This is a genomic window from Oceanicaulis sp. UBA6590, assembly GCF_002433705.1.
In the GTDB taxonomy this organism is placed as follows: Bacteria; Pseudomonadota; Alphaproteobacteria; order Caulobacterales; family Maricaulaceae; genus Oceanicaulis.
This window is the reverse complement of sequence record NZ_DJIQ01000050.1, coordinates 1-12,669: the sequence shown is the minus strand read 5'-3', so window position 1 is coordinate 12,669 and position 12,669 is coordinate 1. Positions and strand designations below refer to the sequence as shown.

At 64.9% G+C, this 12,669-nt stretch carries 10 protein-coding genes; 5 read left to right on the top strand and 5 right to left on the bottom strand.

Going from position 1 to position 12,669, the window contains the following annotated elements:
* Nucleotides 1–18: 18 nt before the first annotated feature.
* On the top strand, nucleotides 19–2,604 hold the full coding sequence (locus tag B2Z70_RS10440; RefSeq protein ID WP_292983098.1) for a M14 family zinc carboxypeptidase: 2,586 nt from the start codon (nucleotides 19–21) through the stop codon (nucleotides 2,602–2,604).
* A gap of 61 nt (nucleotides 2,605–2,665) precedes the next feature.
* On the opposite strand, the gene B2Z70_RS10435 is transcribed toward B2Z70_RS10440, so the two are convergent.
* From B2Z70_RS10435 to B2Z70_RS10420, 4 genes are all read right to left on the bottom strand, one after another.
* Nucleotides 2,666–3,430, bottom strand: a complete 765-nt coding sequence (locus tag B2Z70_RS10435; RefSeq protein ID WP_292983096.1) for a crotonase/enoyl-CoA hydratase family protein — start codon at nucleotides 3,428–3,430, stop codon at nucleotides 2,666–2,668.
* Nucleotides 3,431–3,489: 59 nt separating this feature from the next.
* The gene (locus tag B2Z70_RS10430; RefSeq protein ID WP_292983094.1) at nucleotides 3,490–5,190 is read right to left on the bottom strand and encodes an ArnT family glycosyltransferase; all 1,701 of its coding nucleotides are present in this window, start codon (nucleotides 5,188–5,190) and stop codon (nucleotides 3,490–3,492) included.
* Nucleotides 5,191–5,192: 2 nt separating this feature from the next.
* Complete coding sequence (locus B2Z70_RS10425) at nucleotides 5,193–5,945, bottom strand: glycosyltransferase family 2 protein (protein ID WP_292983092.1); 753 nt, start codon at nucleotides 5,943–5,945, stop codon at nucleotides 5,193–5,195.
* Nucleotides 5,946–6,059: 114 nt separating this feature from the next.
* Entirely contained in the window at nucleotides 6,060–7,145 is a 1,086-nt protein-coding gene (locus B2Z70_RS10420; protein ID WP_292983090.1) for a GNAT family N-acetyltransferase, read from the bottom strand.
* A gap of 193 nt (nucleotides 7,146–7,338) precedes the next feature.
* Here B2Z70_RS10420 and B2Z70_RS10415 point away from each other — a divergent pair, with 193 nt between their 5' ends.
* The 4 genes from B2Z70_RS10415 to B2Z70_RS10400 are packed head-to-tail and all read left to right on the top strand — an operon-like array spanning nucleotide 7,339 to nucleotide 11,436.
* Nucleotides 7,339–8,796 carry an oligosaccharide flippase family protein gene (locus tag B2Z70_RS10415; RefSeq protein WP_292983088.1) on the top strand — a complete coding sequence of 486 codons (1,458 nt, stop codon included), beginning with the start codon at nucleotides 7,339–7,341 and terminating at the stop codon, nucleotides 8,794–8,796.
* A complete protein-coding gene (locus B2Z70_RS10410; RefSeq protein ID WP_292983086.1) occupies nucleotides 8,793–9,734 on the top strand; it encodes a glycosyltransferase family 2 protein in 942 nt (313 codons plus the stop codon). The genes B2Z70_RS10415 and B2Z70_RS10410 overlap by 4 nt, the downstream gene beginning before the upstream one ends.
* Nucleotides 9,731–10,522 carry a polysaccharide deacetylase family protein gene (locus B2Z70_RS10405; RefSeq protein ID WP_009800706.1) on the top strand — a complete coding sequence of 264 codons (792 nt, stop codon included), beginning with the start codon at nucleotides 9,731–9,733 and terminating at the stop codon, nucleotides 10,520–10,522. The genes B2Z70_RS10410 and B2Z70_RS10405 overlap by 4 nt, the downstream gene beginning before the upstream one ends.
* Nucleotides 10,519–11,436, top strand: coding sequence for a glycosyltransferase family 2 protein (locus B2Z70_RS10400; protein ID WP_292983084.1), 918 nt, complete (start codon nucleotides 10,519–10,521; stop codon nucleotides 11,434–11,436). The genes B2Z70_RS10405 and B2Z70_RS10400 overlap by 4 nt, the downstream gene beginning before the upstream one ends.
* On the opposite strand, the gene B2Z70_RS10395 is transcribed toward B2Z70_RS10400, so the two are convergent.
* On the bottom strand, nucleotides 11,433–12,669 hold a 1,237-nt coding region (locus tag B2Z70_RS10395; protein WP_292983082.1), incomplete at its 5' end, for an O-antigen ligase family protein. The genes B2Z70_RS10400 and B2Z70_RS10395 overlap by 4 nt on opposite strands.

Genomic DNA, 12,669 nt, shown 5'->3' with positions numbered 1-12,669 from the left:
GGCTCATGGGGAGACATCATGAAGAGCATTTTGCGTGCGAGCTTGCTCGCGCTCGGCGCCGCGCTTTACGCCGCCCAGGCCCATGCAGAGCCCATTTCCTTCTATATGCCGGAGGACGTCACCTATTCGGACGCCATTCCGGCGCCTGAGGACAGCTTTGGGTATGAAGTCGGCTCGCGCCCGGTCCGCCATGGCGACATGGTGACCTATCTTCGCGAAGTCGCGGCCGCGTCAGATCGGGTGACCGTGGAGACCATCGGCTACACCCATGAACAGCGCCCGATTCTCTTCTTCACGGTGACCTCGCCGGAGAACCAGGCCCGAATCGACCAGATTCGCGAAGCGCATCTGGCGCGCCTGCGCGGAGAAGCCGTCGCTGAAGACACGCCGCTGGTGCTGTGGATCAATTTCGGCGTCCATGGCGCGGAATCCTCCGGCATGGATGCAGCCATGCCCGCGCTCTATCATTTCGCCGCCGCCAGCGACGCCGATATCGGAGATACGCTGGACGACACGGTCATCCTGTTCACCGCCGTGTTCAACCCGGACGGCCATTCGCGCCGGGTGAACCATGTGGAGACCTTCTTCTCCCAGGCGCAGAACACGGACCCTGCGGACGTCATCCATAATCTGTGGACCGAGGCGCGCACCAACCATTACTGGTTCGACCTCAACCGCCAGTGGCTATTGCTGACCCAACCCGAGGCCCAAGCCTGGATCGGCAAATGGCATGAATGGAAGCCGATGGTCTCTGCGGACTATCACGAGATGGGGTCGTCGAGCCCGTTCTACTTCCACCCCGGCGAAGCGCTGCGCCGCAACCCGCTCATCCCCGAGCGGGCGCGGGATCTGACCTATCGCATCGCCCAGCAGCACACATCGGACTTTCTCGACCCCGAAGCGCGGCTCTACACCACCCAGGAGGGCTTCGATAACTTCTATATCGGCAAGGGCTCGACCTATCCCCAGATCAATGGCTCGCTCGGCATCCTCTTCGAGATCGGCGCGGCGCGCGGCGGCGAGATCGAAACCGATCGCGGCCTCGTCACCCATGGCGACAATGTTCGCACGCAGTTCCGAACCGTCCTGACCACGGTCGAGGGCGCGCGCAATATCCGCGACGAGCTGATCGATTATCAGCGCAGCTATTTCGAACAATCCCTGCGCATGGCGAGCCAGGACAATCGCCGCGCCTATGTTTTCACGGCGGCGGGCGACCCCGAGCGGGCCAACCGGTTTGTCCGACTGCTGCGCATGCACGACATTGAGGTGTATGAGCTGGAAAGCGATGTGCGCGCCGATGGGCGCACGTACCGCGCCGGCCAGTCCTTCATCGTTCCGATGAGCCAGACCCAGCACCGGATGATCCGGGGCATTTTCGACCAGGTCACCGAGTTTGAAGAGAACATCTTCTATGACGTGTCCGGCTGGACCCTGCCCCTGGCGTACGACCTCGACTATTCGGCTCTCAGCGGCCTGCGTTCGGTCTCCTGGTCCGATGACCTGGCGACGGGCGACTTTGAAGCCGCGCCGGCTCCGGACGTGGCGCCCTATGGCTATGTGCTGGAATGGTCGCACACCTATGCGCCGCGCGCCCTGAACCGCGTTCTGTCAGCGGGCCTCTACGCCCGCGCCGGTACCGAACCGGTGACAGCGGAAACCACTCGGGGCCGGGTCGAGCTGGGCCGCGGCGCGATCTTCGTGCCCTATGCCCGTCAGGATATGAGCCGCGAGGACATTCACGCCCTGATGCAGACCATCGCGCAAGAAGATGGTGTCACCGTGCACGCGCTTACCTCCGGCCTGACGCCGACCGATGGCGCGGACTTTGGCGCCGCCGGGATCTTCCGCGCGCTAGAGCAGCCCCATGTCCTGCTCGCCTTTGATGATGGCCTGAGCCGCTATGACGCCGGCGAGATGTGGTGGACGCTTGATCACCAGCACAACATGCAAGTCACCCTGGTGCGCAAGGATGATGTCGGCGGGCTGGACCTGGGCGAGTACACCCACCTGATCATGGTCGGCGGGAACGCCCGTCTGTCCGCTTCCGCGCAAGACGCGGTCGAAAACTGGATCCGTCGCGATGGCGGCGCCCTGATCGCCACGCGTCAGGCGGCCGTCTGGGCGCAGGAAGCCTTCTTTGACCGTGAAGACGAGGACGAGGAAGAGCGCAGCGAACCGCTGGAACGCCTCAATGTCTCCGAGATGGCGGTGCGCGAAGCCGAGCACGTCATTGGCGGGGCATTGTTCGAGACCGACCTCGACATCTCCCACCCGCTGGGTTTCGGCTTCAACGATCGCACCCTGCCCGTTCAGCGCAACATGACGAGCGTGCTGATCCGCCCTGAAGACGACCCCTATGCCGTGGTTGCCGAGTATACGGATGAACCGCTGCTGTCCGGCTACGCTTCGGAGCGTCGCCAGACCGAAATCGCGGGCACGCCGGCGGTGGTCGCAGAGCGCCTAGGTCGCGGTTCGGTCATCATGATGGCCGACAATCCGGTCTTCCGCGCCACCTTCCCGGGCTCTGAGCGCCTTCTGATGAATGCGATCTTCTTCTCGGGCATGATTGACGGCGCGCGCGGCGTCTATGAAGAGGAATAGGCGCTGAAGCCATAAAGACAGAAACGCCCCGGCCATTGGTCGGGGCGTTTTGCTTTCCGGATCAGAATTGGCCGTGCCGTCCCTGCCCTTGTGTGAAGCGCGTTGCGCCCTCCACAGTCTCGCCGCTGGCGAGGGTTTGAAGGCCCAGGCGCGTCTCATTGATGAGCGCCGCCGACTCATCCAGCGACCATTGCTCCAGCGCCGAGCGGCGATCATGGCGCAGGCAGAGCTGGGGGAAGGCCGCGATCTGGTCCGCCAGTTCCAGCGCCGTCTCCAGAGCCTTCCCTTTGGCGCAGGTACGATTGGCGAGCCCGATCTGGAGCGCTTCTTCGGCTCCCACGGCGCGGCCCGTCAGGATCATGTCCATGGCGCGCGACTGACCAATCAGGCGCGGCAGGCGGATCGTGCCGCCATCAATCAGCGGCACGCCGAAGCGGCGGCAGTAGACGCCGAAGACGGCATCCTCCGCCATCACGCGAAGATCACACCAGATCGACAATTCCAGACCGCCGGCCACTGCATGGCCCTCGACCGCCGCGATTACGGGCTTTGACAGGCGCATGCGCGACGGCCCCATCGGGCCATCTCCGGTCTCCTCGACCCGGTTACGCCCTTCCCCCGTGCTGACAGCCTTCAGGTCAGCGCCCGCGCAGAACGTCCCGCCCGCCCCGGTCAGGATGGCGACGGAGAGCGTCTCGTCCGCGTCAAACTGGCGAAAGGCCTCCGCCAGCTTTTCAGCGGTCGGGCCGTCCACGGCGTTGCGCCGGTCGGGACGGTCAATGGTGATGATGGCAACGGCGCCGCGCGTCTCGTACTGAACGCTCATGGCTGTCTTCCCCTTATGTTTTGACAAAGGGTCGGACAGCGCCTCGGCTCAGGCAAGCCTTATTGGACGGGCGCCTGCACCTGTGAGGTTTGCAGCGTGTAGAAGCGCAGGGTCAGATCCCGGCCCTTGACGGCGTTGTAGCCCTCAAGTTCGGCGAGCTGACGCACGTTTGCGCCATTGAGAGCCGCGCGGAAGCCTTCGTCCTCGGACTGGTCCACAATGGCGAGACCGCACTCGGGATGGTTCAGCAGATAGGCCGCCGTATCCGCCCCGTCCGTGCCCAGATGGATATCGGTGGAGAAGTTGAAGACGTTGGACGGCTCGCGATAGCCCGCCGTCGCCACATCCAGCACCTCACAGCCGGTGAACGAGTCGGCGATGCGCGCCGCGTTATAGGAGGGCCAGAGCTTGTGCACGCCCGGAATGGCGACGCCGAAGGCAACCACATAGACCGCGCAGGTGGCCGCCGTGACCGCGAGAAAGCGCGTGAGATCCGGCTTGAGGGCGAGGATGATCAGGCTGATCACCGCCAGGACGCCGAGAGCCGCCGTGATCTGGCTGGCAAGACTTACGCTCTCGCCAAACTCGATCTGACCGAGCCAGGGCACCAGCCCCACGGCGCCGCCCACGATGATCGCCAGCACAGCCAGAACGCCGAACAGCGTCCATTGCTTCCAGCCGCTCAGGAGCGCCCGGGCGTTGACCAGTCCGATCCCGATCAGGATCGCGATGGCCGGGAACATGGGCGAGACATAGTGCGGCAGCTTGGTCTGGATGAGTTCAAACACCAGCCAGGACGGCAGGATCCAGACGAGCAGGAATTGAACCACTGCCTCACCCTTGCGCGCCCAGGCGGCGAGCGCCGCGAGGCCCAGTAGCGCCGAGGCGGGCCAGAGCGTCACCGGCATCAACAGCGTGTGATAGCCGAACGGACCGCCATGGCTGTCATCCGCCACCCCAACCTTGCCGAACAGGGCGTGACCGACGGATTCCTGGAAGAAGCCCCAGTCTGTCTGGATGTTGATCGCGATCAGCCAGGGCAGGAAGATCGCCAGCGCCAGCGCGAGACCCGGCATAGGCCGGATCTTCAGCAGCAGTTTGGGGTCTCGTTTCAGAGCCACATAGCCGATCAGGGTCAGCGCGGTGACCATGAAGAAGATCGGCCCCTTGATGGCGATGGCGGCCCCGGTCCCAGCCCACAGTACGGCGGGCCAGCCCCAGAATTTGGGTTTCGCCTCCTCGACCTTCAGCATCAGCATGGCGAGCGCGACCTGCGCGAACATGCCCGCCGCCAGCAGCGCCGCGTCGGTCTTGGCGGTCCGCGCCTCGATCTGCATGGCGAGGCTCAAAGCCATCACGAGGCCCGCTATCAGCCCCACGCCGGGCGAGAACAGCCGCGCGCCCAGCCAGGCGGTCAGCGCCACGGCGATGATCGAACCGAAAAAGCTCGGCAGGCGGTGCGCGCCGATGGGCGCGCCCTCGCCCCCAAAGGGCTGGGTGGTGATCACCTGCAGCCAGTAGATGCCGCTGGGTTTGACGTGTCGCGGATCGCCCTGGAAACGGATATCGACATAGTCCCCCGTCTCCATCATCTGCCGGCTGGCCTGAGCATAGCGCGCCTCGTCCCGGTCCATGGCCGGGATCGAGAACAGGCCCGGGAAATGGGCCAGAACCGCCACGATCATCAGCATGATCCAGGCGCGAACAGAGAGCCCCCCGGTCTCGCCGGGCTGGGTCAGAGACTGCGTGAAACCGGTCATGGCTACTGGTCCTCGCCCCGAGCGCCCAGCAGCATGTGCGGGTCGGGATAATGAGTGCGGCGCATCAGCCAGATCACACCCATCAGGTCAAACAGACCCGCGGCGGCGCGGCCGATATTGGTGTATTTGCTTTCACCGGCGGCGCGCGGACGGTTCACCACCGTCACATTCACCGTCTCAAAGCCCAGATGCCCGGCGAGCGCGGGCAGATAGCGGTGGATCGCGTCAAAGAAGGGCATCACGAGTAACAGATCGCGCGGCAGGATTTTCAAACCGCATGCGGTGTCCGGACAGTCGTCATTGAGCAGCGAGCGACGCAGGCCATTGGCGAAGCGCGAGGCGAACTTGCGGTTCGCGCCATCGGTGCGGTTCTGGCGGCAGCCGGCCACGACACCGACGCTTCCGACGGTCGACAAATCAATCGCCTTGCTCATCTCCACGACCGAGCGCGGATCATCCTGCCCGTCGCCATCCATGGTCGCGACCCAGATCGCGCGCGCGGCCAGAAAGCCGGTGCGCAACCCGGCGCTCTTGCCCGAGCGGTTGGGGTGACGGATGACGCGCACACGCGGATCAGCCTCAGACAGCGGACCAAGCGCGCCGGCGGTGTCATCATCGCTGCCGTCATCGACCACGATGATCTCGAAGCTTTCAAGGCCTGCCTCGAACACCGAAACGGCTTCCTTGACCACCTCTTCGATGCTGGCCGCTTCATTGAAGGCGGGGATGACGATGGACAGGGCTGGCGTGGTCATGGGCGCTCATCTGGCAAGGCCGACCGCAAGACGCGCGGTCTGATGAGCTAGCGTTTAGCGCGAACCGGCCAAGCGCGGCAATGACTACCCGAAGCGCAGGCTGCGATAGATGGATCAGACGCCATAAAGCGCGGCGATCCGGTCGATCTTGCGAAACGCCTTGCCCGGCGCGCGGGCGAGCGGGCCCAGGGGCAGCGGTTCGGCGGTCTTCTCGATATAGCCCGCCGCCTGACGCGCCCAGCCCACAAGGCCAGGACGGGCGATGCAACCGGTCGCCAGACCCTCTTGGAACGAGCCCATGGCCTGTTTCTGGCGCTGATCGCCGGGTCCCATATGCACTTCGCGCACGCCCGCCTCCGCGCCCGCCTGCAGCATTTCGATGAGGAGCGCATTGCCGGGCGTCAGATGCGCGAACTCCGGATCATAGGCCGGAAACCAGGAATGCAGCACCGTCGGGCCGATCAGGCCGAAATGCACCGCCGCCAGACGGCCATCGAGCTCCAGCGTGGACATCAGACCGGCGCCGTCCGCCCGCTCCTGTCGCCACAGCTGCTCGATCAGGTCGCGCACCCATTTCAGGGCGAAGAGATCGGGAAAACCGGACTCGCGATATTGCGCGGACTTCCACCCATAGAGCGCTTCAAGCGTTTCTGGGCGGCGATCATCAAAGCGGAAGGTCAGCTCGCCTTCCTTGGCGAGCTTCTTCGGCGCGCCGATGGCGCTGCGGAAGGTGTTGCCGCCGGGTTTCTTGCGTTGGGCCACATAGGCGTCAAAGCCGTCACTGATATCAATGATCCAGCCGCCTTCCACAAATTCGGCATGGCGACGGAACGGGGCCTGGGCGGCGAGGCAATCCTTGAAGTCGAACACTTCGACGCCTGCCTGGATCAGCACATGGCTGAGCGCAATGTCCTCGCCCGGCGCGCAGATCACCGCGTGGCAGTCATTGACCACTCCGCCCGGCGCGCGGGCATGTCCCATCGGGCCTTTCTGGAAGGCGAAGAACCCGGCAATGCGGTCGCTCCTGCGGATCACGGCCACCTTGATGTCGGGACGGGCATGAGAAACCGCATCGACATAGCCCAGCATCAGATAGGGGCTGACCAGAAACGGATTGGACGTGAGCATCCCACGCCACGCCGCGCGTTCCTCGTCAGACAGCGTCTGAGGCGACTTCAGCTCCACCGACAACATCTGCATCCCGGTCCCCGTCTCGTTATGCGACAGTCCTGACAGACAGAACTGAACAAAGCCTTGGCGCACGCCTGCATCTGGCCCGCTTCGGCACAGAATTCCGGCTGTTAGGCCGTTTTTCAAAGTTCTGGGGCAAGCTTGGGACCGGTCGCGCTCTTGCAGGAGCGCAAGACGTGCTGAACCGGATGCTGAACCGCCCATGCTGAACCGTCATCTTCTGGCCTATCTGCCGGTCTATCTGGCCCAGGCGCTTGTCGGCTTTGGCAGCGTGGTGGTGTTCACCCGGATCCTGAGCCCGGACGCCTATGGCCAGTACATGCTGGTGCTGACCGGTTCGGCGCTCATCAGCACGCTCATCTTCACCTGGCTCGACGCCGCCGTGGCGCGCTATCACGCCCGCGCCGCTTCTCGCGGACGTCTGGGGGGGCATCTTTTTACCGCCCTCACCCTGTTTGGAATGATCGCCGCGCCGCTTCTGGTGCTGGGCGTCATTCTGCTCTTCGTTCTGGATCTCGGGCCCAGCCTGAAGACCGCCTGCGCCTATGCGCTCGCCTATATGCTGCTGCGCGCCGGGGTGATGATTGCACTCGAAACCCGACGGGCGGCGGGCGAGGCCTGGCGCTATTCCTTCCTTGAGACGTTCTCGCTGGCAGGCGGTTTCGCCTTTGGCGCAGCATTGACGCTGTTCACCGATCTTGGCTCCGCTGGTCCGCTGGCCGGGTTGGCGCTCGCATCAGGGCTGGCGCTAGTCTTTGACCTGCCTGCTCTGGCTCGCAAGGCCCGGAAAGATCGCGCCCATCGCGCGCGAGTCACGGCCTTCTTCGCCTATGGCGGCCCCATCGCCTTTTCCCTGATCTTTGAACAGCTTCTGACGAGCGGCGACCGCTTTCTCATCGCCGCCTATCTGGGGGAAGCGGCCACCGGCGCCTATTCGGCGGGCTATGCCCTGGCGGACCGTTCACTCAGCATCATCTTCCTCTGGCTAGGCATGACCACGGGCCCGCTCCTGATCGCAGCCCTTGAACATGAGGGCCGCGACGCTGCCCGGAAAGTCGCGCGTCAGACCGGCGCGCTGATGGGCGCGATCGGCTTTCCCGCCGCGGCAGGACTGGCGCTCGTTTCACCCGATCTCGCTCGCCTGATGATTGGCGAGGATCTCGCCGCGACCGCCGCCTCCATCGTGCCGCTGATCGCCCTGTCGGGCCTGATGAACGGGGTCATGACCCATTATTTCCATACCGCCTACACGCTGGGTCGGCGCACGGGCTCCATGGCCTTCATCATGACCGGCTCCGCAGTGCTGAACCTCGTCTTGAACGCTGCGCTGATCCCGTTTCTGGGGCTTCATGGCGCCGCCTGGGCGACGGTCGCCGCCTATGGCGTGGCGCTGATCGCCTGTGTCTTCCATGGCCGCACGATCTTCCCCATGCCCATTCCGGTAGTTGAGTGGAGCAAGGCGGGTCTGGCCACCGCCGGCATGAGCGCAGGGGTTCTGTTCGCCCCCTCAGTGGGACCGGTTCTGATCGATTTGGGACTGCAGATAGGCGCGGGCGTGATCATTTACGTCACGATCATGCTCGCGCTCGACGGGCTCGGCGCACGCGGCTGGATCAAGGACAAGCTGACGGCGCGACTGGAACGGAGGGCCGCCGCATGACCGCTCATCCGCTTGAACTGACGCGCTCTGGAGCCGCGACGAACACGCAATCGATCATACTCTCGGTTCTCATCCCGTTTTATGGCGACGATCCGCGCCCATTACTGGCGAGCCTCGCCGCACAGGCACAGCCGGGAATCGAGATCATCCTGTTTGACGATGGCGCGCCTGACGCCGCGCTGTCAGCAGCGGTCACACAGGCGGTTATCGTCGCAGATGCTGCGGTGACCCTGATCACGAGCCCGGTCAATCAGGGACGCTCACGCGCCCGCAATGCGCTCGCAAACGCCGCCAGTGGTGACTGGCTGCTGTTTCTGGACGCCGACATGGAAATCAGTCCGGGATTTCTGAGCCGGTGGCGCGCTTCGCTGAAAGAGACCGATTGCGACGCTCTGTTTGGCGGTTATGCGCCGTGCGAGCCGCGTTCCAGGCATGAACGCGTCCACGCCGCCCTCGCCCATGCGTCAGACGCTGTGGATGCGCAAACCCGCAGCGCGCAGGGCGCGTTCGCCGTCTGCTCGTCCAACCTCGCCGTTCGCGCCAGCCTGTTTGCACGCTGCCCGTTTGACGAGGGCTATGCCGGCTGGGGCTGGGAAGATGTGGACTGGGCGCTCAGCGCCGCAAGTCTGGGCCAGGTTGGGCATGTGGATGTTCCCGCCGCCCATGGCGGCTTGCAGAGTGCGGACGAGCTCTTGTCAAAGTTTGCACGCGCCGGAACCAATTTCGCCCGGCTGTTAACCCGGCACCCCGCCTATGAGTCGCGGCCGGGCGCACGACTGGCCCGGAAACTGCAAGCGACGCGATTGAGCCTGCCCGCCCGTCTGATCGGGCGAAGCGTGGCAAGATGGGACTGGGCGCCCATGAAGGCGCGCATACTGGCCTTGAAACTGTTTCGTGCGGGCGCTGCGGCCCGCGATCTGCCCAGGGGGCGAGCATGAACCAGACGGCGTATAATCCTGACGAGGTGGTCTATCGTCCGCGCGGCGGACTGACCGGACGCTTGCAGAAGCATGTTGCGCGCCGACTGGGCGTCACCCCCCTCAAGATCAAGCTTGATCGCCCGATCGTCACTTTCAGCTTTGATGATTTCCCGAAGACCGCCATGGAACTGGGCGCTGCGCGTCTCAAGGCGCGCGGCTGGCGCGGCAGCTTCTTCGTGAGCGGCGGGCTGGCGGGCGTCACCAATCACCATGGCGACCTCTTCGACCCCGAAGACCTGCAGACGCTGCAAGCGGACGGGCATGAGATCGGCTGCCATGGCTACAGCCATCTCGACGCCTCGCGTCTGACGGCTGAATCCGTCGCTGCCGACGCCGCGCGCAACCGCGCTTTCCTCAAGGAGGCCGGCCTGAACCGCGCTCCCACGAGTTACGCCTTCGCGTATGGTGAAACGACCCCACAAGCCAAGAAACGCCTCCTGGAGACCTATGGCTGTCTGCGCGGAGTTCAGCCAGGCATCAATCGCGGCGTCGCCGATCGCGGGCTGCTCAAAGCCATGCCGCTGGATGGCGGCGAAACGGGTCTGAAACGCGCGGTCGAAGCGGTCAGGAATGTCAGCCGCAATCCGGGCTGGCTGATCTTCTACGGTCACGACATTCGCAAGACTCCGTCCGAATGGGGCTGCACGCCGGAATTCCTCGATGTGGTGCTGCACGCCGTTGAACAATCAGGAGCGCAGGTGCGCACCCAGTCTGAAGCGCTCAAGGCGATCCTGGCCAGACAATGAGCGTCGCCGTCCTCATCCCCACCTATCGCCGCAATGAGGCGCTGGCGGACGCGATCCGGAGCGTGCTGGTCCAGACCCGGCTGCCGGACGAAATCCTGGTCGTCGACAATGATCCCAAGGGCGGTGCGCGTGAGACGGTCGAGGGACTGTCGCTCGATGCAGCGGCCCCCATCCTTTATGTTCACGAACCCAGACCGGGCGTGTCCAACGCGCGCAACACCGGCTTCGCCCGGACCCAGGCCCGCTTCATCGCGCAGCTCGATGATGACGAGACGGCGGACGTGAACTGGCTGGAGACCCTGCTCTCGGCGCGCCAGACGCTGGACGCCCCCGTCATTTTCGGTCCTGTGATCGCGCAAGTCTCGCCCAATGTCCGAGGCCAGGTGCGCAGCGCCTACATGCAACGGCTCTATTCGCGTCTCGGCCCCTCTGAAGATCGCGTGATCGAGGAGCCGCATGGCTGCGGCAACGCCCTGTTTGATCGAGAGGCGCTCACTCTGCCCGATCCTGTCTTTGATCTGGCGGCCAATGAGATCGGCGGCGAAGACGATCTTCTCTTCGCCCGGCTCAAGGCGGGCGGCGCACGGTTTGGCTGGGCGGCGCGCGCGCAGGTTTTCGAGCATGTGCAGGCGCCGCGACAAAGCTGGTTCAAATTGCTCGAGCGCAGCTTCGCCTATGGCCAGGGTCCGACCCAGGCCTGCGCGTCCGCCAACCCCGTCAACCGGGCTGGCGTGGCGTTCTGGATGGGCGTGGGCACCGTTCAGTTCATCGCCTTCGGGCTGAGCGTTCCGCTGGCGCGCCTGGTGTCTGCCCGTGCGGCCGCGAGCTGTCTGGATCGGGCGGCGCAAGGACTGGGCAAGCTGATCTGGTCCGAAGCGGTGTCCCCCCGGCTCTACGGCGCCAGCGCGGCCTAGCGTTCACGGCGCGAGGCGAGCTTGCTGAAGGTGATGCAGAACAGCGTCCAGGTGAAGCCGTTCGTGGTCATGAAGATGCTCTCGGACATGCTGGTCAGCCCCCAGACCGCCATGGCGGGCAGCGCCCAGTAGGCCTCAACGCCCGAGAACAGTCGCTTCATCGCCGAGACCAACCCGCCAAGATAGACCAGGATCGCCCAGATCGCGCCGGGCAGACCAAGCGCGAGGGCGATCTCGAGCCAGGAATTGTGCGCGGACGGCACTTCCCACTGCGTTGCCTGACGCACCCAGAAGACCGGCCCGTCCTCCACCAGCCAGAACACGCCCCAGCCGAAGCCGGTCCAGGGCCGCATCTGCACCGCCTGCAGCAATCCGATCCAGATATCGGTCCGGCCGGTCAGCGTCGGATCGCGCCCGAGCGCTTCCAGAATCACGCCCGGCCCGATCGCGATGACGAGCCCAAGGGCAAAGACGCCGAACAGGCCGCTAAACACCGCCAGCACCGCCATGATGAAGCCCTGTCGGGCGAAATAGATCATCACCGGCCCCAGCACTCCGATCATGCACGCCATCAGCGCGGTCTTGGAGGTGGACATCAGCACCAGAAACACCGCGAGGATCACGAGCGCGCCCCAATAGCGCACTTCGCGGCGATGGGGCGTGGTGAAGGCGGCCGCCATGCCGCTCATGGCGGCGAGCGCCATCACGGCGCCCATGCGGTTCTTCTCGAACCACAGACCCGACCAGGCGCCCGGATGGATCTCGTGCATCACGCCATAGGCGGGAAAGAGAACCGACATGACAAGCGAGCCGACCGCCAGCACGGACAGCGACACGGCCAGCAGGCGGATCAGATCGCGCCAGCTGAACCGGCTCGCCATCCACAGAGCAAACAGCGCCGGAAACAGAACGCCCAGCCCGCGTCGCAGGGTAAGCCCGGGATCGAGCGACCAGCAGGCCGAGACCATCGGAAGGACAGCAAGCACCATCAACGGCCAGGCCCGGACCATCAGGCCCAGCACCGGCATCGGGCGCATCACGATCAGGATCAGGGTCAGAAGATAGACCGGCGGCCAGATCAGACGCAGGATCGGACTGCCCTCCTCGCCGCCGCCAAAAAGCTGGGAGAGGAGCGCACTCGAGAACAGGAAGATGACCAGCACCGCGAGCGCGGTCTCCAGCGTTTGCGCGAAGCGGAACCGGGGCAGATAGCCCCGCCAGCGATCCGCCAGG